Raw genomic sequence first — 22282 nt, forward strand, 5'->3', positions numbered from 1 at the left:
CTTGTTGTTGAGAACAGGCCGTGTCGACACTGTCCTTTTCGGAAGGTTCTTTAAGGGAACCGTCCTTTCCAGATCAGAAATCTCGCTGAAGGAATTGCTTCATGCGCTCTGATTTTGGATTTTCGAAAATTTCTTTTGGGGCACCAAACTCTTCGACCCGTCCCTGATGAAGATACATAACGTGGCTTGATACGCCTTTTGCAAATCCCATTTCATGGGTCACGACAAGCATCGTGCGACCTTCTTCGGCAAGGCCCGTCATAACATGCAGAACCTCACCAACCAATTCGGGGTCAAGAGCCGATGTCGGTTCGTCAAACAGCAGAACTTCGGGCTCTATCGCCAAAGCACGGGCAATTGCAGCGCGTTGTTGCTGTCCGCCGGAAATATGGCCGGGGTAATAGTCGCGGCGTTCATACATCCCTACTTTGTGAAGCAGTGCATCAGCACGTTCTATTGCTTCTTTTTTGGGAATGCCAAGAACATGCACCGGTGCTTCTATCACGTTTTCAAGAATGGTCAGGTGGCTCCACAGATTGAAACTTTGAAAGACCATGGCCAATTTGGTGCGAATGCGTTGAAGCTGTTTCTTATCGGCTGGCTCCTGACTTCCGTCTTTCAGTTCGCGCATTTTGATCAGTTCGCCGTGGACATGCACGGCACCGGAGTTCGGTGTTTCAAGAAGGTTGATACAACGCAAAAAGGTACTTTTGCCAGAACCGGACGAACCGATGATCGAAATCACGTCACCGGTATTCGCGGTCAGATCAATACCTTTGAGGACTTCATGCTCCCCAAAGCTTTTGAACATCCCTTCGACCTTTAGGGCGGGTATGTTTGTGCTCATATCGAGATAAAAAGTCCCCTGTTGAAAGTTCTTGTTGTTTCGGGCCTGTCCGATCCGCATCAAATCGATGCTTCACCCCTTTGGACAATCCGAATCACATTTTCCCCTGAATAATTGCCTGTCCGGGCACCGTAATTCTACTGATTTTTTGCAGTTATATGAAGAAAACGGCCGCTCCGGTATTATATTTGGTCGGGGCTGGGTAAGCTTGGCAAATATACTGCTGGCCTAGGTGTTTTTACGCAACAAAAAAACCGAGTTTCGGGAGTTCATGAATCTTCGTATGTCTCGGACGGTTTTTGCGAGGTTTCTGGGCTTTGACCAGATATTGCAGGGAAAAACAAAAAACTTCGTCAAAACCATAGGCGAAATTTGCTCACCAAACATCTGGAAAACGCGAAGATGTTAGGCAGCATGTCGACGAAAATGGGGAGGTGGCGGAGAGACAGGGATTCGAACCCTGGGTACCCGTAAAGGCACGCCGGTTTTCAAGACCGGTGCATTCAACCACTCTGCCATCTCTCCGCATTGTGGTGGCGGTTATCGCCCCGCGCGCTCTCAATAAATTGCCGGGATGCACCTGTCAATATGCCAGTGCCGGCTTTGTTAAATTTCTTAGGGGGGTAATTTACGTTCAGGCATGCTCGAGACATTTAACAAGTCTTAACGTGTAAGACGGTATCAGCATTATGAAGCGCACAAAATGAGTGCAGATACAAAGATGACAGGATCCCCTTTCAAACTGATTGGGAATTTTAAATTGAACCGGCACGAGGCGAGCAAAATGAATTATCGGACCATCGGGACTTTAGCGTCAATTATTGGCATGCTCGTGACGGCTTCACCTGTTCTTGCTCAAGCCAATACCGATGAATTACCGGCCTTTACGACCGAGGGTTTTGATGTGTGGCTGGCTGATTTCAAAAAGGATGCCGCGTCAAAGGGCATTTCCCAATCTACATTGGATGTTGCCTTTGCAAACACACAGCCGATCCCGAAAGTTATCGAGTATGATCGCAGTCAGCCGGAATTCAAACTGACCTTCGAACAGTATTTACAGCGTGTGGTCCCGCAGTCTCGAATAGACGAGGGACGCCGCAAATATGCCGAGAACCGTTCCGTCATTGATGCTGCTGCCAAGAAATACGGTGTTCCTGGGCATTACCTGACGGCTTTCTGGGGAATTGAAACCGGGTTTGGACGTCATACTGGTGGGTATTCGGTTGTTGACTCGCTCGTAACCCTGGCCTTTGAAGGTCGGCGTGCAGAATATTTCCGCACTGAACTGATCAATGCGCTTAAAATCATTGATGCAGGGCATATCGCGGCTGAAAAGATGGAAGGGTCCTGGGCCGGTGCCATGGGGCAGGCGCAATTTATGCCCTCTACCTTCCTGAATTATGCGCGCGATGGAAATGGCGATGGAAAGATTGATCTTTGGGGCGCCAAGGAAGACGTGTTTGCCTCTGCTGCGAATTATCTGTCGACCGTTGGCTGGAAAACGGATGAACGCTGGGGCCGCAAGGTCAGCATTCCCGAAAATCTTGATAAATCAATGACAGGGCGCGAAATTCGCAAACCGATCAGCGAATGGCAGAAGCTTGGTGTGCGGATGCCCGACGGTTCCAACCTGCCATCAGCCGATATGGAAGCCGCAATTGTCATTGTAAATGACGGTGTCGGACCTGCTTATATGGTTTATAACAATTTCCACACCATTATGCATTGGAACCGATCTACCTATTTTGCAATTGCAGTTGGCACACTTGCTGATGCGATTGCGGGTCGCTAATTATTCTGGATTTATTAAATACAGGTTCAATATCTGGACGGGGACAACTGAATGCCGAGAAACGCGCGCAAGGTGCTTGTACGGGGCTGGAACAAAGGCCGTTGGGCTGCTGGTGCACTTGCCATGACCGTTTTATTGGCCGGTTGTGCTGAAACGCAACTTGCTGTCCATGGCGTCAAACGTATTGGAGGCTCCCAGCAGCAGGCACCAGTGCAGGTTGGCTCTTACAAAATTGGCAATCCTTACGAGATAGCAGGGCAATGGTATTATCCGGCGGCCGATTACGAGTACAAGGAAACCGGTATTGCGTCCTGGTATGGCCCGAAATTCCATGGCAAGAAGACCGCGAATGGCGAAATCTTTGACCAGTACGAGGTTTCCGCAGCACACCGCACGCTTCCGATGCCAAGTGTCGTGCGTGTAACCAATCTTGAGAACGGCCGTTCACTTAAGGTTCGGATCAATGATCGCGGACCGTTTGCGCATAGCCGTATCATCGATATGTCACGCCGCGCCGCCCAGCTTCTTGGCTTCGAGCAAAAAGGAACGGCCAAAGTTCTGGTTGAAGTGATCGAGGATGAAAGTCGGCAGATGGCTGCAATTGCGCAGGGTAAGGCTGCGCCTGCTGTGACAGTAGCAGAACAGCAGACTGTCACAGCTGCCCCCCGCGATACGGTGGAGACGGTTCAGCTTGATAATGACGGGCCGATCACGGACAGTGGGGAACCAACAAAGTCGACCATCCGTTTAACACCGCCAGCCGAGAAGAAAGCGACAACACAATCTGTTGAGCAAACCGCACTTGACGGTACGGTTGATGAGGGTGCAGTCGTCAGGGTTGAGCCTGTTTTACCGTCTTCAATATATGTGCAGGCAGGTGCGTTTTCTGTTTATGACAATGCCCTTAACCTTCGGAACCGCCTGTATGACATGGCACCAAGCAAAATAGAGCCTGTTGACGTAAAGGGAACCACCTTTTACCGCGTTCGCCTTGGACCGTTAAATACCGTTCCGGAAGCTGACATTTTGCTCGAGCGGGTCATTGCCACGGGGCAAAATGGTGCAAAAGTTGTCGTCGAATGCGCCGATGGCGCTTTGCAAAGCAGCGTTTCTGGTTGCTAGGAATTTGTCGAAAAGTCGAAGCGGTTGCACAATTTTGCCGGATTTGCGACATAGAGACCGATCTTCGTGCGCCGCAGCAACGTCGGTACGATTTTTGAATTTAAAGAATAAGGTTAGGACGTTATGAGTTTGATGCCGCCAATTCCGTTCAAGACAAAACTGAACCGGGTAGTGGCCGGGGCCGCAATATTCGGCTCGGCCATGGCGATATCCCTGACCAGTGCGCAGGCACTCGAAACAACTGCACGCGAAGCCTATCTGATGGATTACGACACTGGTACGGTCTTGCTTGACAAGAATGGTGACGCGCTTACCGAACCGGCATCAATGACCAAAATGATGACAGTTCATATGCTGTTTGATCGCATCAAAAGTGGCAGCGTATCGCTTGATGACACGTTTCATGTTAGCGAAAAAGCATGGCGCAAGGGCGGATCGAAAATGTTCGTCGAGGTAAACTCCGATGTTTCGGTCAACGATTTGCTGCATGGCATTATTGTTCAGTCGGGAAATGATGCCGCCATTGTCGTCGCCGAAGGACTGGCTGGAACCGAAGAAGCCTTTGCGGAGGAAATGACCGCCGAAGCCCGCAAAATCGGTATGACAAAATCCGTGTTTAAAAACGCAACCGGCTGGCCAGATGAAAGCCATCTGGTCACGGTGCACGATCTGGCTATTCTTGCACGCGACACCATCCGGAATTTTCCCGAGCTTTATAAGCTCTATGCCGTCAAGGAATTCACGTATAACGGTATTCGCCAGCCAAACAGGAATCCGCTTTTGGGCACCAGTGCTGGCGTGGATGGCATGAAAACCGGTCATACTGAAACGGCTGGCTATGGCCTGACCGCGACAGCAGAACGCGATGGTCGTCGCCTTATTCTTGTCGTTAATGGTCTTGGTTCCGTACGTGAACGCCGGACAGAGTCCCAAAAATTGCTCGATTGGGGCTTCCGCGAGTTTGACAATTACGACCTGTTTGATTCTGGCGAAGTTGTAAGCTCAGCCAACGTCTGGCTTGGTTCTGAAGCAAAAGTCGATCTGGTCACCGATCTGGACATTCTTTTGACTTTGCCGCGCACCAATCGTGACGACATGAAAGTTTCGGTCGTTTACGAAGGCCCAATTCCGGCTCCAATTGCTGCGGGACAGCAGGTTGCAACGCTTAAGGTCGAACTTCCAGGCGGAGAGCCGCACGAATTCCCGCTTTACGCTGCAACCGAAGTAGATCGCCTTGGCTTTATTGGTCGCATCGGTGCTGCAATCAAATACCTGCTTTGGGGAGCAAACGGGTGAGTGCGATGCCCGGTTTATTCATCAGCTTTGAAGGTGGTGAAGGAAGTGGCAAAACAACCCAGATACGTCGGCTTGAGAACTGGTTCAGTCAGCGCGGACGCGCCGTTGTCGTAACCCGAGAACCCGGTGGTTCAGCCGGAGCTGAGGAAATCAGAAATCTTTTGCTCACCGGCGACCCGGGACGTTGGGATGCCGTGACGGAGGCGTTGCTGATGTTTGCATCGCGTCGCGACCATGTTGAACGCACCATTCGCCCTGCACTTGGCGAAGGCAAGGTTGTGCTGTGTGATCGCTTTGCCGATTCCTCAGTCGCCTATCAGGGATATGGTCATGGTCTTGGCGCAGAATATATCCGCAATCTTTGGCACGTCGCGATTGGCGATTTCAAACCTGATCTGACACTGATTTTTGATCTACCGGTTGATGTCGGTCTGAAACGGGCGGGGGCTAGATTTGCCAATGTTAGTGCGGCAGAAGACCGCTTTGAGCGTATGGGATCAGATTTCCATCAACGGCTTAGACAGGGCTTTATCGATATTGCCCGTGAAAATCCGGAACGCTGTAAAATTATCGACGCCGACAGTGACATCGATACCGTTTCCGAACGTATGATTTCGGCGGTTTCTTCCAGATTATCCGCGCAGGGGATCGGATAATGGCTGTTGATGATCAGGAAGAAAGCGGTACTTTCCCAACGCCCCGCCGCAATGGCCATTTCGTAGGTCATGACGACGCTGAAAAAACCATTCTGGACGCTTGGAACAGTAAACGCATGCATCATGCATGGTTGTTATGCGGCCCCCGCGGGGTCGGCAAGGCAACACTCGCCTATCGTATGGCGCGTTTCGTTCTTTCTGGTGGCAATGCTCAGGGCGGCGGGTTGTTTGGAGATGCTCCCGAAGGATTACATGTTGATCCTGAAAACCCTGTTTTCCGGCGCGTTGCAGGGGGGGGGCATGGCGATCTCAAGGTTATTGAACGACAGTATGACGAAAAGAAAAAGCGTCTGCAGGGGGAAATTACCGTTGATAGCGTTCGTACGGTTGGCAATTTCATGTCAAAAACCGCTGCCGAAGGCGGCTGGCGGATTGTCATTGTCGATGCTGCCGATGAATTGAACCGCAACGCGGCCAATGCGATTCTCAAGGTTCTTGAAGAACCGCCTGCGAACGCAATGATGATCCTGGTTGCGCATCAACCCGGAAAGCTTTTGCCGACGATCCGATCGCGCTGTCGCCGTCTTAATCTTGGTGTTCTTGAAGACCATCAGGTGATCGATCTTCTGGGGCGCTATTGCCCGGACCTTGATCTTGATGACCGTGATGCGTTGTCTGGTCTGGCAGAAGGCAGTATTGGCCGGGCATTGCAACTGAACGATGTTGGCGGGCTTGAGTTTTATACCGAAATGGTCGGTTTGCTCGCGGCATTGCCGGATGCGGACGTGCTGGCACAGCATAAATTTGCCGAACGGTTTTCCCCGGCGGATCGTGATGCCGCCTTTGCCACGGTGACGAACCTCCTGCATTGGTGGCTCGGTCGTCTGATACGCTTTGCGGCAACAGGGCAGGCGCCGCGCGAAGTGATTTCGGGGGAATTACCCGCGATGCAGCGCATGGCCTCTGCGCAACCGCTTGATCAATGGATTGAGGTATGGGAAAAGATCAGCGAACTGATGAGTGCCACGCGTGGTTTGCATCTTGATCGCAAACAGGCTCTGCTCAATGCGTTCTTCATGCTTGAAGAAACCATGCGAAACTGAAAAAAAGCACCAATCAACTGGAATTATGACCATAACGGCCCATTTCGGGCCGTTTTGTTTCACGACTTGCGCGAAGGATTTGCGATCATGACCGGGCACAAACAGCCCTATTACATCACAACACCGATCTATTACGTTAATGACAAGCCGCATATAGGACATGCCTATACCACGCTTGCCTGCGACGTTCTGGCCCGCTTCAAGCGCCTGGACGGTTATGACGTGATGTTCCTGACCGGCACCGATGAACATGGCCAGAAGGTCGACAAATCGGCTGCGGCCAAGGGGATCGATCCGCAAACCTTTACCGATCAGGTCTCGCAGAATTTCCGCGATCTTGCCGTTCATATGAATTATTCAAATGACGATTTCATTCGCACGACCGAAGAACGCCACAAAAAAGCCTGTCAGGCACTCTGGAATACATTGCTTGAAAAGGGCGAGATTTATCTTGGCTCTTATGACGGTTGGTATTCCGTTCGCGATGAGGCGTTCTACGGCGAAAAGGAACTGATTGAAAAGGATGGGGAAAAGGTTGCACCAACCGGAGCCCCCGTCGAGTGGGTTTCCGAGCCCAGCTATTTCTTCAAGCTGTCCGCCTGGGGCGATCGCTTGCTGAAATTCTATGACGACAATCCCGATTTCATTGCACCACAGTCACGCCGTAACGAGGTGATCAGCTTTGTAAAGGGTGGCATGCATGATTTGTCGGTATCGCGGACCAGCTTTAAATGGGGCGTACCGGTACCCGGCGACGAAGATCATGTCATGTATGTCTGGCTTGACGCGTTGACCAACTATCTTACCGCGATCGGTTATCCGGATGCGGATCCGGCGAAACTTGAAAAGTTCTGGCCTGCGGATCTGCACATGGTTGGCAAGGACATCCTGCGTTTCCATGCGGTTTACTGGCCGGCATTCCTTTTGGCCGCCGGGATCACCCCGCCGAAGCGGGTCTTTGCGCATGGCTGGTGGACCAATGAGGGGCAGAAAATCTCTAAATCGCTGGGAAATGTGATTGATCCCTACGACCTTACAGATCGGTATGGTTTGGATCAGACACGTTACTTCCTGCTGCGCGAAGTTCCTTTCGGCAACGACGGTGACTTCTCGCATCGTTCGATGGTCAACCGCATGAATAGCGAGCTGGCCAACGATCTTGGCAATATGTGCCAGCGCGTCCTTTCGATGATCCACAAGAATTGCAACGCTTCTGTCCCGACCGCGGGCGACTTTACCGAGGCTGATCAGGCCATCCTTGGCAAGGCCTATGGCATGCTTGATACCGTTCGTCCGTTATTTGATGCACAGGCATTTCATAAAGGCATCGAAGCAATTTGGGAATTGGTTGGTGACGCGAACCGCTACGTCGATGAAATGGCTCCTTGGGGCTTGAAAAAGACCAACCCGGCGCGCATGGAAACTGTCTTGTATGTCCTGGCCGAAGTCATTCGTCATGTCGGTATTCTGGTGCAGCCGCTGATGCCTGCATCTGCTGCTAAAATCCTTGATCAGCTTGTTCTGCCGGCCGATCAGCGGGGATTTGAACAGCTTGGCGCAGATCACGCCTTGGTCTCGGGCTCCGAACTGCCAAAGCCGGAAGGCGTATTCCCGCGCTATGTCAAAGCCGAAGACGAAGGAGAGAAGGCATGAATGTCGCACTTGTCGACAGCCACTGCCATCTGGATTATCCCCAGTTTTCCGAAGACCTTCCGGGCACAATTGCGCGTGCCCGGAATGCTGGTGTCGGTATGATGGTCAGTATCGGCGTCAAGCTTTCGACTTTCGAGAATGTTCGCGCCGTCGCTGACAAAGCAGACCACATTTACTGCACGGTCGGTGTCCATCCGCACGAGGCGGGCGAGGAGGGGCTTTCATCACCTGATCGCCTGATCGAAATGGCGTCCGATCCGAAGATTATCGGTATCGGCGAAAGCGGCCTTGATTATTATTACGATCATGCCCCCCGCGAAGCGCAGCGCCAAAGCTTTCGCGCCCATATTGCCGCATGTCGCGAAACAGGTCTGCCATTGATTGTCCACACACGTGACGCAGACGACGACACGATGGATATCCTTGAAGAGGAATATGAAAAGGGGCCGTTTACTGGTGTCATTCATTGCTTTTCAAGTTCGGCGACGCTGGCACAACGCGCCTTGAAGATTGGCTTCTATATCTCGTGCTCCGGGATTATTACCTTCAATTCCGCAAAAGAAATTCAGACAGCGGTCGCTGATGTTCCACTTGACCGTTTGCTTGTGGAAACGGATGCGCCATATCTGGCACCAGTCCCGAAGCGCGGTAAACCAAACGAACCAAGCTATGCCGTATATACAGCGGCAAAACTTGCTCAGATCAAGGGCGTTGATGTTGGAGAAATAGCCCGGATAACCAGCGATAATTTCTTCACACTATTCAAGAAAGCTGATCGCAAGAATCTTCTGTCCCCGGAGGCGGGCGAACAGTGACAAAAATCACCATTCTGGGCTGCGGATCATCAAACGGTGTCCCATCCGTTGGCTTGGGATGGGGAAAGTGCAATCCGACAAATCCGAAAAACCGTCGTCTGAGAAGCTCAATCCTGATCGAGCAGGCAGGTAAAAAAATCTTGGTCGATGTGACACCGGATTTTCGTGAACAGGCATTGCGCCATGACATTAATCATGTTGATGCGGTGCTGTTCACTCATGCACATGCAGATCATGTCCATGGCATAGATGAGCTTCGCTGGATCAATGTCGCGATGCATCGACCGATCGATATATACGCGTCTGCCGCAACCATCTCGGACATTGATCATCGTTTTGCCTATGTGTTCGAGCCATTGGCCAACGGCACAGACTTCTATTATAAACCAGTGCTGATCCCGCACGTCATCTCTGGTCCATTCGAGGCAGCAGGGGTTCCTATAACCGTTTTTCGTCAGGACCATGGTTATGGTGAAACACTTGGCTTCAAAGTTGGCAAATTTGCCTATTCAACGGATGTGGTAAATTTCCCGGAGGAATCACGTGAACATCTGTATGGGCTAGATGTCTGGGTGGTTGATTGTCTTCGCCACAAGCCGCATGGGACACACGCGCATCTTGAAAAGGCTTTGGAGTGGGTTGAGGAATTCAAACCCAAACAAACTTACTTCACGCATATGAGCATTCTTTTTGATTACGATGAAGCAATGGCAGATACGCCGGATCATGTCGCGCCGGCGTATGATGGGCTGGTTATTGATCTGGATTAAAGGACAGAAAGATTGCTCGTTCTCCTACATCAATAAGTTCTATAATATATATTATGACAAATTAATTGTGATCTATTTAATGAGAAATTCTAATGTTGTTATAAAACATAATATCTTTTCATGATCGGCGTTGCTAAATTTCTGCTCGACTATCATCACGATACATTCCAAGCTTTTCCTTTTGCACCTGCCGCCTGTATTTTCGTACGCGAACCTCTTGGCTGCAGACCAATCAATGAGCGGATCTGGGTGGTTCACCACCCTTCTCTACGATTACCTCGTGATCAAGCAGTGGTGCGACGTCATAGTCGCTGGCGTCCATCATACCGGAAACACGCTGAAGGGCTGCGATGAGGAAGCTTTGCTCCCACTCGTCAAGCGCCTTGAACTTATCAGAAAACCGATCATGAAGTGCCATTGGTGCACGACCCAGAACATTTCGACCATGCTCGGTCAGTTGCACAAAGACCTTTCGTTTGTCTGTATTTCCGCGCGCACGCATCACGAGGTTCATCGCCTGAAGCCTATCGACAAGCGCAGTTGCTGAAGCCTGGGCAAGATTGACTTTCCCCGCGATTTCCCCAACGGTCATTTCCCCGAATTCTTCAAGAGACTGGAGGACAATAAGTTGCGATGTCTTGAGGCCGGTGACTTTTCCAAGCTTTTTGGCGTGAATGTCGCTGGCGCGCAAAATGCGTCGAATTGAAATGAGCGCTTCGTGCAACTTGTCCATGCTGCAATTTCCGGAATTTGTTGTTCTGATTTGACCAATTAATACCCCATAAAATTGATACTCCGCAACGTTTTCCGGACGCTTTACATAGATCATCGAAATATATTTCAATCGAAAACCGTTGGATTATCTATGCGATTTGCTTTGATTTTCCCATAAAATAAATGAGCCGCTAAAAATAAAATATCAAATAATATCAATTAATTGAAATGTATCACGATTTCGTCACAGAGCGCATGTTGACCTTTTTACATCGATATTCTATATATTCATCGCGACATGAAAGATCGTGTATCGAAATAATAGAGCAGATAGACCGATGAAAATTGCCACCACAAACGGCAATAACGGCCGTAAAGCCAATTTGATGATCCGGAAACCCAAGGCCACAGACGGTGCCTCAGTCAATGAGTTGATTGCTGAATGCAAGCCGCTGGACGAAAATTCTGTTTATTGCAACCTGTTGCAGTGTTCGCATTTCGCAGATACCTGCGTGATCGCAGAACTTAACGGCGAGCCCGTAGGGTTCGTTTCCGGCTACATTGTTCCGGAAAATCCGGAACGTCTGTTTATCTGGCAGGTTGCCGTTTCACCGAAGGCGCGCGGCCTGAAGCTTGCGAAGTCCATGATTCTTGAAATCCTTGATCGCCCGATTTGCCATGACGTGACCGAGCTGCAGACGACTATTACGTCGTCGAATGCGCCGTCACAGGGTGTTTTCCGTTCGGTGGCACGCGAACTGGAGACGGAGGTCAAGCGTAAGGTCCTGTTCGAACGCGAAACACATTTCGATGGTGCATCCGCAAGTGAGATACTTTGGCAGATCGGCCCGTTCGAACGTGAGGACGTTGCGCGCGTAGCAGCCTGATCACCAGATCATCATTTTCCTGCTTTCTGCTGTCATTTGGTTGGAACAAACCGGCTTGCCCGGACGTTTGCTATGACAGAACCATTTTTTTATTTTCCCAATCAAAAGAGGGAATTATGACTGTATTTGATCGTCTTGAATCAGAAGTCCAGAGCTATGCTCGCTCCTTTCCTGTAACCTTTGAAAAAGCGGAAGGTGCTTGGCTGACCGATACCGATGGCAAACGTTATCTCGACTTCCTTGCCGGTGCAGGCAGCCTTAACTATGGCCATAATCACCCTGTGTTGCAGGAAAAGCTGATCGATTATATCAAATCGAACGGCATTACTCATGGCTTGGATATGCACACCAAGGCCAAGGCTGCTTTCCTGAATGCGATGGAAAGCAAAGTGCTGAAACCACGCAACATGGATTATAAAATCCAGTTTACCGGCCCAACCGGAACCAACGCGGTTGAGGCTGCCCTTAAGCTTGCGCGCCGTGTAAAAGGACGCGAAACCGTGATTTCATTCACCAATGGTTTCCACGGTGTAACACTTGGTGCACTGGCAATTACTGGTAACGAGCATCATCGTGGTGCTGCTGGCGTATCTCTTGATAATGCCGTGGCGGTCCCCTTCGATGGTTACATGGGTGACGGTGCCGACACGACTGAATATCTGGACCGTGTTCTGGGCGACAATTCAAGTGGTATCGCCCTGCCCGCTGCCATCATCGTTGAAACCGTTCAGGGCGAAGGCGGGCTGAACGCGGCTGATTTTGACTGGCTGAGAAAGCTGGAACAGGTCTGCCGTAAGCACGATATCCTGCTGATCGTTGATGATATTCAGGCAGGTTGTGGCCGAACAGGCACCTTCTTCAGCTTTGAGCCAGCCGGGATCAAACCCGATATGGTGACGCTTTCTAAATCGCTTTCGGCTTATGGTTTGCCGCTGGCCGTTGTTCTGATCAAACCGGAATATGATGTATGGCATCCGGGTGAACACAATGGCACGTTCCGTGGCAATAACCATGCATTTGTGACGGCAGCGGCTGCACTTGATCATTTCTGGTCGGATGACAAGTTCGCTACCGATATCCGCGACAAGGCCGACTTCCTTGGCAAGCGCCTTGAACAAATTGCCGAACGCTATGGCGATGGGAAAATATATCGCAAAGGTCGCGGCTTGATGCAGGGTATCTGCTTTGAAAGTGGCGAGGTCGCATCCAAGGTTACCAAGGAATGTTTCGCGCACAATCTGGTTATCGAAACCAGTGGCCCGGAAGACGAAGTCGTCAAATGCCTGGTGCCCTTGATCATTTCCAAAGAAGATCTGGCCCACGGCCTTGATATTCTGGAAATGGCGACCGCCAAGGCAATGGACAAGGAAATTGTTGCACCAAAGGCTGCTGCTGAATGATTTTAACTGGGCGACATCACAGTGTCGCCCTGCCCCACGGTTCAAATTAAATCAAAGAGTTATACATGATTGTTCGTACACTGAAAGAATGTGAAGCATCCGGTCGCCGTATCGTCGCCGATAACTGGGAAAGCACTCGTCTGTCGCTTGCTGATGATGGCATGGGTTTCTCGTTCCACATCACCACGATCTATGCCGGCACCGAGACCGAAATTTGCTACGCCAACCATTTCGAGACCGTCTATTGCATTTCTGGTAATGGCGAGGTCGAAACCATCGCGGATGGCAAGAAGTACAAGATCGTGCCTGGCACAGTTTACATACTCAATAAGCACGATCGTCATTATCTGCGTGGTGGCACCGAGGATATGGTGGTTGCCTGTGCGTTCAACCCGCCGCTTAACGGGCGCGAAACCCACGACGAAAACGGGGTTTACCCGCTTGATGGTGATGCACTCGCCAGCTAGGGCTTTTGCTTTGGGGCGGCCATCTCGGACCGCCCCAAGCTTTGAATGAATAGACTTTTCAAGGAAACGCCCCCAAAGGAGGCAACATGCTTTCAGCCCAGAAAAAGACTGTCGCAAAAACGGACGCTGGGCATAGCGTTCACAAGATCGGCGGAACATCGATGTCGCAGGTCAATGCCGTGATGGACAACATCCTTGTCGGCAATCGTAGCGATGAAGAACTTTATAACCGCGTTTTTGTGGTTTCGGCTTATGGCGGTTTCACTGACATGCTGCTGGAAAACAAAAAGACCGGTGAAGCCGGTGTTTATCAGCTTTATGCGGGTTCGGAAACCGATTGGGCATGGGGCGATTCCCTGACCAAGGTTTCTGAAAAGATGTGTGCGATTAACGAAGAAATCTTTGGCGATGCGCCGGAGCTCAAGCTGGCAAATGCATTCGTTCAAGAGCGTATTGAAGGCACGCGCAGTTGTCTGATGGACCTGCATCGCCTTTGCAGCTTTGGGCATTTCAAGCTTGAAAAGCATCTGCTGACTGTTCGCGAAATGCTCAGCGCGATTGGTGAATCGCATAGTGCCCACAACACCATGCTGTTGCTCCGTGCCAAGGGTGTTAATGCTGTTTTTGCCGACCTTTCTGGCTGGCGTGAGCCGGAAGCATCAACGCTTGATGGCCGTATCGAAAAGGTATTTTCCGATATCGATATCTCCAAACAGCTTCCGATTGCCACTGGCTATGCCCAGTGCAGCGAAGGTTTGATGAGCATCTATGGCCGCGGATACAGCGAAGTGACGTTTTCGCGTATCGCCTGCCTGACACAGGCCCGCGAAGCGATCATTCACAAGGAATTCCACCTGTCGAGTGCTGATCCGCGCATCGTCGGTGAGGATGCTGTGCGTCCGATTGGTCGCACCAGCTATGATGTCGCCGATCAGTTGTCAAATATGGGTATGGAAGCCATTCATCCGCGCGCAGCAAAGGGGCTGCGTCAGAATGATATACCGCTTCGTATTGCCAATACATTTGAGCCGGAACATCCGGGGACCGTCATTGACGATCATTGGGATCCGGATGACAGCCGTGTCGAAATCGTGACTGGCGTACCGACAGCATTCGAAATCGAAGTGTTCAATCAGGACATGGTTGGTGTTGCCGGTGGCGAAGAAACAATTCTGAGTGTCCTGAAACGCTTCAAGGTTCCAACCGTCACCAAGAACCTGAATGCAAACACGATCACGCATTATGTATCCGCACCGCTTAAACAAATCCGCCGCTGTGTCGACGAGATCGAAGAGAAACAACCCGAAGCGAGTGTGAAAACCCGCAAAGTTGCAATTGTTTCTGTGATCGGTGCCAATATTGATCAGCCGGGCCTATTTGCCCGCGCGGTTGGAATTCTTGACGCCGACGGTATTGAACTGGTCGCCAGCCACTATCCAAGTCGCCGTGTTGATCTTCAGTTCGTGGTTGCCGAAGGCGACTTCAACAAGGCAATCAAGGCGTTGCATCGGGGGCTTGTCGAAGGCAAGCGTAGCAAAGCTGACGATAAAAGCGCAGCCAAACCCGAAGAGCGTGCCGCAGCCTGATTAAATCAAGCGGCAATTACAAATCTAAACCCGCCAGTCATCTTCTGGCGGGTTTTGTTTTGCCTTGATTTTCCGCGAGCTTGCCATGCAAGGTATGTCGCGTTACGACAGAATGAACAAGTCACAACGAATAAGCAGGACATTACGGACATGGCGAACCATAACAGCAAGGCAATCAATGCATTACTGGATGTCATGGCCAGATTACGTGATCCCGATGGCGGTTGCCCTTGGGACCTGGAACAGAATTTTGCGACCATCGCCCCCTACACAATTGAGGAGGCATATGAAGTTGCCGATGCGATCGCCCAGAATGATATGAGCGAACTGCGCGAGGAACTTGGCGATCTGTTGCTTCAGGTCGTTTTTCATTCGCAGATGGCCACCGAAGAAGGTCATTTCACCTTTGAAGATGTCGCAAACAGCATTGTTTCGAAAATGATTGATCGTCATCCGCATGTCTTTGGCGATGGTGATGCCATAACCACGGATGGTGTCAATCAGACATGGGAAAAGATCAAGGCCGAAGAACGTGCGCAAAAGGCTGAAACAAAAGGGCAGCAACGCCATAGCGCCCTTGACGGTGTGGCAAGCGCCCTGCCCGCGCTGATGCGTGCCGAGAAACTGACGAAACGGGCTGCGCGTGTCGGGTTTGACTGGCCATCCACGGATGAAGTTTTTGATAAACTGCATGAAGAAATCGGCGAGCTCCAGGCCGAACTGACTGAAAACCCTGATCAGGATCGGATTGAGGACGAACTCGGTGACATACTGTTCGTCATGGCCAACCTGTCGCGCAAGCTGGGCGTTGATCCCGAAGTTGCCTTGCGTCGCGCAAACCACAAATTCACACGACGTTTTCATTTCATCGAAAACGAATTGGCACGCGATGGGCGAAGTGCAGGGCAATCCGATCTGGAAGAAATGGATGCTCTTTGGAATGCCGCCAAACAGGCGGAGCGCAATAGCGGTTGAAGGACAAAGAGCGAAAAACCTACTCGAACAAAGTCAGCAATAACTCGTTCATTTCCGCCCAAAGTTCAGGTGAGGATGCACACAGTAAACCTGGCGCATTGCCATTAGCGTGATATTCATTCGATCTTTCAGCGGTGATATATTTGGCAACACCACCGGCCTCCCGCACAAGCAAGGTGCCGGGCGCATGGTCCCAGGGTTTCAGATTGCGATAGGCGCAGAAATCAAAAAGTCCCCGGGCAATTTCCTGATATTCGGCCCCACAACAGGAATAGTGGGCAATCTCGTCAAAGAAATCGATATGACCATAATGCTTGCGAATACGATCACGCGCGAACGAGATCAGAAATCCCTTGGCATCTTTGGCTGCCTGAATGTCTGAGCGAACCCGGACGGGGGTGGCATTATGAAACGTCCCCGCCCCTTTTTCCGCGACCGTTGCCGAACCCTCAATAGGGTCAACAATCCACGCAGCAATAGTTTCGCCACGGTGATAAAGGGCAACCATGCAGCGAAACGGCTGTTTGTGGTGGGCGAAGTTTTTGGTGCCATCTACCGGATCGATGATCCAGATCGGGGCATCTTCACCAAACACACGTTCCGGCAGTTTCGGGTCGGCATGCGCGGCCTCTTCACCCAGTGCTACACTGCCGGGTAAAAGATCGCAAAACCTCTTTGTCAGAACACGTTCTGCCTCGGTATCCGCAATCGTTACCAGATCCATTGCATGGGTTTTGGTATCGATGTCGCCTTTTTCCAACTGGCCAAAACGCGGTGCGATCTCTTCTGCCGATACTTCGCGGATAATCTCAGTCACCTTATCCATATCGACACTAAGCACACCTTGTTCCTTTCCAGTCTGAGTTTTAGCGACTAATCCTAAACCAAATGCGGATCAAACCCGGATTTGGCGCACCAATCTTCGAAACGACCGACGCGACTGTCATCAATCCTGACCTGCACCGAAATGCCGTCCTCACCGTCAATGCGTTTTAGCACTTCCCCCTGTTCATAGAGCCGAGCCAACGCCTTGCCATCCGAATAAGGGACAAGCAGCTCGAAAACAGGCATGTCTTCGGTCAGCCTATCCTCGATCAGAGCCTGCAATGCATCACAGTTGGTGCCTTTGACCGCTGATATTGCAATCGTATTGGCATTACGTGCCGAATATTCCTGCACAGCAGTCAAATCTTCGCCTTCAAGCTGATCACATTTGTTCAGCGCCTCGACCAGCTCTTCGCCGTCAATTGCCTTTTGCAGACCAAGCGCTTTTAGCACTTCCAGCACGTCAAGCTTCTGGGCTTCCGCCTCGTACGAGGAGGCATCACGCACATGCACGATCAAGTCAGCTTCGAGAACTTCTTCAAGTGTCGCCCTGAACGCTGCCACAAGATCGTGTGGCAGGTCTGAAACAAATCCGACAGTATCTGACAGGATCACCTTACGACCACTTGGCAATTCAAGACCGCGCATGGTCGGATCAAGGGTTGCAAACAGCATATCCTCGGCAAAGACGTCCGAAACGGTCAACTGGTTGAACAGTGTTGATTTGCCAGCGTTGGTATAACCGACAAGTGCCACAATCGGATAAGGAACGCGTCGACGTGCCTCGCGATGAAGTTCGCGCGTCCGCTTGACTTCCTCAAGCTCACGGCGAAGTTTGGCCAGCTTGTCGCCAATCAAACGACGGTCAATCTCGATCTGACGTTCACCCGGGCCAGCAAGAAAGCCGCGACCGCCACGCTGGCGTTCAAGGTGCGTCCATGTCCGAACCAGACGGGACTTTTGATAGCTCAGCAACGCCAGTTGGACTTGCAGGCGCCCCTCACGGGTGCGCGCACGATCAGCAAAGATTTCGAGAATAAGGCCGGTCCGATCAATAACCTTGCATTTCCATTCCCGTTCCAGATTACGCTGCTGGATCGGGGAAAGCTGACCATTGATCATGACAATGTCGGCTTCTTCGGCTTTGATCTGATTTCCAAGGCGTTCAACGACACCGGTCCCAAACAGGGTGGCCGGGCGTGTCTTTGCTATGGGCACAACCTCTGCGCCCACAACTTCAAAATCCAGTGCGCCGGTCAGGCTGACGGCTTCTTCCAGTCGCGACGATGCGTCGCGCCAGGATCCAGCTTGATCCGCACGTTTCAGTTCCGGATGGAAAACGAGGACCCGGGGGCTGTCATCGTCGCCGTTAGCCCCCGCAGTCAGAGATTCATCAGCTATTTTCTTCGTCCGTCACAGGCTGGCTCGGATCAAACAGTTTAATCGGTGTCGTCGGCATTACCGTCGAAATCGCGTGTTTGTAAACGAGCTGGGTGTGAGCATCGCGCCGCAGCAAAACAGAGAAATTGTCAAACCAGGTAATAATGCCCTGCAATTTGACTCCGTTGACCAGAAACACGGTAACCGGCGTTTTGTTTTTACGGCAATAATTCAGGAATACGTCCTGAACATTTTGTGATTTTTCCGCCATTGGTTAGACCTAGCCTTCTTTTATGAGCGTTTTTATCGTTTCGGGCGGCCAAGGAAAACGCAGAACCGACGACTTTTCTGTCAATTACGGCTCCAGCCCCATTTTTATGACCTGATTGAACTATAAGACTTTCGCAAAGCTTTTTACAAGCCTTACAAGCGCTTCGCAATCGGGGAAATGCCAATCTGGTCCAAGATTCGCGGAATTCGTGGTGTCCCCGTGTCCGGTAATTTCGTCGCCGATCAGTATCGCGGTTGCACCAACATTGCGCGCGCACTGAATATCGACCACGCTATCACCCACAAACCACAGATTCTCATGTTGCGCCGCAGCAGAGTCGCCCATCGCCAGATGCACTGGATCAGCCGCCGGTTTGTCTTTTTTTGCATCTGTAGCCCCGACCACACCACCAAAAAAATGCCCCCAACCAAGATAGGCAACTTCCGAGCGCAGAAAATCACCGTTCTTGTTACTGACCACCCCCATATAGGCACCAGTATCACGAAGCGCGCTCAAAAGATCATGCGCGCCCGCGAGTGGCGTAAGGGTGTCCAAGTGTATCGCCTTGAAATGGGCATAGAAACGATCTTTGGCTTCTTCCCAGCGGTCGTCGCCAAACAGGGTTGGGAAACTGTCCCGCAATGAACGCGCGACCCGTGTTTTTGTCTCGACAAGGTCCCACCGATCCTTGCCAAAATCATCAAATGTCAGATTAAGAGCTGCCTGAATGGTTTCCCAGCTATCGACCAGCGTATTGTCCCAATCGAAAATAACGACTTTGGGCGGCAATGGCATTTTTTCTGACATGAATATATCCGGAACGCACGTGAATCTGATTTACAAGAAAAGTGCCGCAAACCTTTGAATATCTAGAAATATTCCAGCCGTACGGCAAACATCTTCTCGACCTTTTTGATTTGCTCGGAGCCCGCGAATACCACAATCCGGTCATTGGCTTCGATTACCGTATTGGCGCGTGGCATCACGACTTCACCATCGCGCAGGATTGCACCAAACACGACGCCTGCCGGCATGGCGATATCCTTGATCGCCTTGCCGACAATTGGTGCTGTCTCAAGTGCTTCTGCTTCCAGAACTTCGCCAAATCCTTCGGAAAGACTGTGCACCGCACGAATTCGCCCACGACGAACATGGTGCAGAATGGTCGACACCGTCGTCATGCGCGGGCTGATGACAACGTCAATCCCAAGCTCGGAGACCAAGGATGTATAGGTGCTTTTGTTAATCAGGGTCAGCGCGCGCGGGCAGCCATACCGTTTCGCCAGAAGCGATGACAGAATGTTGGTTTCATCATCGTTAGTCAGCGCGACAACCGCCTCGGCATTGCCGACATTGGCCTCTTCAAGCAGTTCGGGATCAAGCACATCCCCGCGCAGAACCACGCTTTTCTTTGGCAGTTTCTGAGCTACGAAACGTGCACGTTCCGGATCAGCCTCGATCAGGCGGGTAGTGACACCGGGGAAGTTCTGATTGATTTCCTCGGCCAGGAAAAGTGCGATGTTCCCCCCCCCGAAAATAACGATCCGTCGTGCTTCCGGGTCTTCGTGACCAAAGGCCGACATGGCACGATCCACCTGGTCACTGGAAACGGCCAGATAGACCAGATCGCCAGCCAGCATCTGATCATCGCCCTTGGGATAAACTGGTTTATCATTACGGATCATACCCAGGATCGAAATATTCAGATCCGGAAAAAGCTGATGCAATTGCCGAAGCGGCGTGTTGATCACCGGGCAATCTTCATTGCATCGCAGACCAAGGATTTTGACCTTGTCATCCGCAAACGGGATCATATCAAAAGCCCCCGGTGCGCGCAGACGACGCGCAACGGCGCGAGCAACCTCCATTTCAGGGGAAATCACAACGTCGATCGGCAACTTTTCACGGCCAAACAGGCTGGCCCATTCTGGCTGCAGATAAGTCTGGCTACGAATACGGGCGATTTTCGTCGGTACATTAAACAGCGAATGCGCAACCTGACAGGCCGTCATGTTGACTTCATCGGCAAAAGTCACCGCGATCAGCATGTCTGCTTCGTCGGCTCCAGCCTGCTGCAAGACATCAGGATGTGATCCAAAGCCAATGATCCCCTTGACTTCCAGTGTATCGGAAATCTTGCGAACCAATTCTTCCGACTGGTCGATAACCGTCACATCATTGTTTTCGGCAGCAAGGTATTTGGCAATGTGGAAGCCCACCTGCCCGGCGCCGCAAATGATGACCTTCATTGTTTCGTCTCCCGTTCAAAAGTTCCGGATCGTATGAAGCGGCTTATTCAGCACGTTCTCCATTCACGCCCAGACTTTTGAGTTTTCGATGCAAGGCCGAACGTTCCATTCCTACAAAACTTGCGGTTTTGGAAATATTCCCGCCAAAGCGTTCCACCTGTGTCTGAAGATATTCCTTTTCGAACATCTCGCGGGCTTCACGCAGTGGCAATGCCATGATTTCACTGGTTTTATCAAAATTCAAAGATACAGGCACATCTTCAAACAGCTCGGCTGGCAGCATTTTACCGCTGATAATATCCGTACTGTCATCCGGCGCCATGATCATCAATCGTTCAATCACATTTCGCAGCTGACGAACGTTTCCCGGCCAGTCATAGGAATGCAACGCAGCCAATGCTTCCCCCGACAATTTACGCTTTGGCAGGCCGGTCGCTTCGGCGTAACGCACAAGGAACCATTCGGCAAGATCCGGGATATCATCGCGACGTTGCTGCAACGAAGGCACCTGCAAGGGTACAACATTCAGACGGTAGTATAAATCCTGACGGAAACGCTGTTCAGCAATACGCTCTTCCAGGTCGCGCGCAGTCGTCGCAACGACACGAACATCAACACTGACCGGAACAGAACCACCAACACGTTCAAAGGTTTGCTCCTGCAGCACACGAACGATTTTTCCTTGAGTTTCCAGTGGCATATCAGCCACTTCATCAAGCAAAAGTGTACCGCCATGTGCGAGTTCGAGCACCCCGGTACGGGCTTCCCGATTGGCGGCCGCAACCGCACCAAACAGGGATTCCTCCATCGTTTCCGGCGAAATATTTGCGCAGTTCAGCACGACGAATGGAGCATCTGAACGGGCGGAATTTTTGTGGATCAGGCGCGCGACAACCTCTTTTCCCGAACCAGCGGGGCCTGAAATCAAGATACGGCTTCCTGTGCGGGCAACCCGATCAATGGCTTGGCGCAATCCGTTGATGGCACTTGAACTGCCGACAAGTTCGGTATCGCCCCCTGCCCGCATTGTTAGTTCGCGGTTTTCGCGGCGCAGGCGCGCATCATCGATGGCACGTTCAACCACCAGCAAAAGCCGATCCGTATTGAACGGTTTTTCGATGAAATCATATGCCCCGTTGCGTGAAGCTTCAAGCGCGGTTTCAATATTTCCGTGGCCGGAAATCATGACTACAGGGACTTCGCTATGCTCACGTTTGATCAGCTTGAGAGTCTCGATACCGTCGTGATCGCTTTCATCCATCCAGATATCGAGGATCACAAGGCTCGGACGGCGTGCAGCAACCTCGGAAAGCGCTTCCTGGCTGGAGCCTGCCTGACGGGTCTTGTGTCCTTCGTCTTCCAGAATTCCGGCAATCAGAGCCCGGATATCTTCTTCATCATCGACGATCAGAATATCGTGCGCCATGTCTTGACCAATATGCCCGTATTTAAATTATTGCTGATGAAACAACCA

Annotated in this window: 21 protein-coding genes and 1 tRNA gene; 13 read left to right on the forward strand and 9 right to left on the reverse strand. The window is 51.3% G+C overall.

Annotated elements, in window-relative coordinates:
* Positions 1-73: 73 nt before the first annotated feature.
* Both TH468_RS08170 and TH468_RS08175 read right to left on the reverse strand, forming a co-directional pair.
* Positions 74-835 carry an ABC transporter ATP-binding protein gene (locus TH468_RS08170; RefSeq protein WP_371268739.1) on the reverse strand — a complete coding sequence of 254 codons (762 nt, stop codon included), beginning with the start codon at positions 833-835 and terminating at the stop codon, positions 74-76.
* A 447-nt stretch (positions 836-1282) separates the two neighbouring features.
* Positions 1283-1372: transfer RNA gene (locus TH468_RS08175), tRNA-Ser, on the reverse strand.
* Between the two features lie 259 nt (positions 1373-1631).
* Between TH468_RS08175 and TH468_RS08180 the strand changes: the two genes are divergently transcribed.
* The 8 genes from TH468_RS08180 (at position 1632) to TH468_RS08215 (ending at position 10054) form a co-directional block, all read left to right on the forward strand.
* Positions 1632-2639, forward strand: coding sequence for a lytic transglycosylase domain-containing protein (locus TH468_RS08180; RefSeq protein ID WP_246832263.1), 1008 nt, complete (start codon positions 1632-1634; stop codon positions 2637-2639).
* A 51-nt stretch (positions 2640-2690) separates the two neighbouring features.
* Entirely contained in the window at positions 2691-3761 is a 1071-nt protein-coding gene (locus tag TH468_RS08185; RefSeq protein ID WP_085643173.1) for a septal ring lytic transglycosylase RlpA family protein, read from the forward strand.
* Positions 3762-3884: 123 nt separating this feature from the next.
* Positions 3885-5057, forward strand: a complete 1173-nt coding sequence (locus TH468_RS08190; protein WP_085643175.1) for a D-alanyl-D-alanine carboxypeptidase family protein — start codon at positions 3885-3887, stop codon at positions 5055-5057.
* A 5-nt stretch (positions 5058-5062) separates the two neighbouring features.
* Positions 5063-5713, forward strand: a complete 651-nt coding sequence (tmk, locus tag TH468_RS08195; protein WP_246832264.1) for a dTMP kinase — start codon at positions 5063-5065, stop codon at positions 5711-5713.
* A complete protein-coding gene (locus tag TH468_RS08200; RefSeq protein ID WP_085643179.1) occupies positions 5713-6816 on the forward strand; it encodes a DNA polymerase III subunit delta' in 1104 nt (367 codons plus the stop codon). The genes tmk and TH468_RS08200 overlap by 1 nt, the downstream gene beginning before the upstream one ends.
* 87 nt (positions 6817-6903) lie before the next feature.
* Positions 6904-8469: a methionine--tRNA ligase gene (metG, locus tag TH468_RS08205; RefSeq protein ID WP_085643637.1), complete on the forward strand. Its 1566-nt coding sequence runs from the start codon at positions 6904-6906 to the stop codon at positions 8467-8469.
* Positions 8466-9284, forward strand: a complete 819-nt coding sequence (locus TH468_RS08210) for a TatD family hydrolase (protein WP_085643181.1) — start codon at positions 8466-8468, stop codon at positions 9282-9284. The genes metG and TH468_RS08210 overlap by 4 nt, the downstream gene beginning before the upstream one ends.
* A complete protein-coding gene (locus tag TH468_RS08215; protein WP_085643183.1) occupies positions 9281-10054 on the forward strand; it encodes an MBL fold metallo-hydrolase in 774 nt (257 codons plus the stop codon). The genes TH468_RS08210 and TH468_RS08215 overlap by 4 nt, the downstream gene beginning before the upstream one ends.
* Before the next feature lie 232 nt (positions 10055-10286).
* Here TH468_RS08215 and TH468_RS08220 read toward each other — a convergent pair whose 3' ends face one another.
* On the reverse strand, positions 10287-10787 hold the full coding sequence (locus TH468_RS08220) for a MarR family winged helix-turn-helix transcriptional regulator (protein ID WP_007089565.1): 501 nt from the start codon (positions 10785-10787) through the stop codon (positions 10287-10289).
* A 319-nt stretch (positions 10788-11106) separates the two neighbouring features.
* On the opposite strand from TH468_RS08220, the gene ectA reads away from it, so the two are divergent.
* From ectA to mazG, 5 genes are all read left to right on the forward strand, one after another.
* Positions 11107-11655: a diaminobutyrate acetyltransferase gene (ectA, locus tag TH468_RS08225; protein ID WP_085643185.1), complete on the forward strand. Its 549-nt coding sequence runs from the start codon at positions 11107-11109 to the stop codon at positions 11653-11655.
* A gap of 116 nt (positions 11656-11771) precedes the next feature.
* On the forward strand, positions 11772-13055 hold the full coding sequence (gene ectB / locus TH468_RS08230; RefSeq protein ID WP_085643187.1) for a diaminobutyrate--2-oxoglutarate transaminase: 1284 nt from the start codon (positions 11772-11774) through the stop codon (positions 13053-13055).
* Positions 13056-13120: 65 nt separating this feature from the next.
* Positions 13121-13522 carry an ectoine synthase gene (locus TH468_RS08235; RefSeq protein ID WP_007089562.1) on the forward strand — a complete coding sequence of 134 codons (402 nt, stop codon included), beginning with the start codon at positions 13121-13123 and terminating at the stop codon, positions 13520-13522.
* 86 nt (positions 13523-13608) lie between these two features.
* Entirely contained in the window at positions 13609-15108 is a 1500-nt protein-coding gene (locus tag TH468_RS08240) for an aspartate kinase (RefSeq protein WP_085643189.1), read from the forward strand.
* Between the two features lie 150 nt (positions 15109-15258).
* Entirely contained in the window at positions 15259-16083 is an 825-nt protein-coding gene (gene mazG / locus TH468_RS08245) for a nucleoside triphosphate pyrophosphohydrolase (RefSeq protein WP_085643191.1), read from the forward strand.
* A gap of 19 nt (positions 16084-16102) precedes the next feature.
* Here mazG and TH468_RS08250 read toward each other — a convergent pair whose 3' ends face one another.
* The 6 genes from TH468_RS08250 to TH468_RS08275 all read right to left on the reverse strand — a co-directional run bounded on the left by TH468_RS08250 (position 16103) and on the right by TH468_RS08275 (position 22234).
* On the reverse strand, positions 16103-16924 hold the full coding sequence (locus TH468_RS08250) for an inositol monophosphatase (protein ID WP_246832265.1): 822 nt from the start codon (positions 16922-16924) through the stop codon (positions 16103-16105).
* 38 nt (positions 16925-16962) lie between these two features.
* Complete coding sequence (gene hflX, locus TH468_RS08255; RefSeq protein ID WP_085643195.1) at positions 16963-18294, reverse strand: GTPase HflX; 1332 nt, start codon at positions 18292-18294, stop codon at positions 16963-16965.
* Between the two features lie 7 nt (positions 18295-18301).
* Positions 18302-18559 (reverse strand): RNA chaperone Hfq, encoded by a 258-nt coding sequence (gene hfq, locus TH468_RS08260; protein WP_085643197.1) that lies wholly within the window; start codon positions 18557-18559, stop codon positions 18302-18304.
* A gap of 120 nt (positions 18560-18679) precedes the next feature.
* A complete protein-coding gene (locus tag TH468_RS08265) occupies positions 18680-19366 on the reverse strand; it encodes an HAD family hydrolase (RefSeq protein ID WP_085643199.1) in 687 nt (228 codons plus the stop codon).
* Between the two features lie 62 nt (positions 19367-19428).
* Complete coding sequence (trkA, locus tag TH468_RS08270) at positions 19429-20808, reverse strand: Trk system potassium transporter TrkA (protein ID WP_007089555.1); 1380 nt, start codon at positions 20806-20808, stop codon at positions 19429-19431.
* A gap of 43 nt (positions 20809-20851) precedes the next feature.
* The gene (locus tag TH468_RS08275) at positions 20852-22234 is read right to left on the reverse strand and encodes a sigma-54 dependent transcriptional regulator (protein WP_007089554.1); all 1383 of its coding nucleotides are present in this window, start codon (positions 22232-22234) and stop codon (positions 20852-20854) included.
* Positions 22235-22282 lie beyond the last annotated feature (48 nt).

Origin of the sequence: Thalassospira sp. MCCC 1A03138 (assembly GCF_002115785.1) — a bacterium.
GTDB lineage: Bacteria > Pseudomonadota > Alphaproteobacteria > Rhodospirillales > Thalassospiraceae > Thalassospira.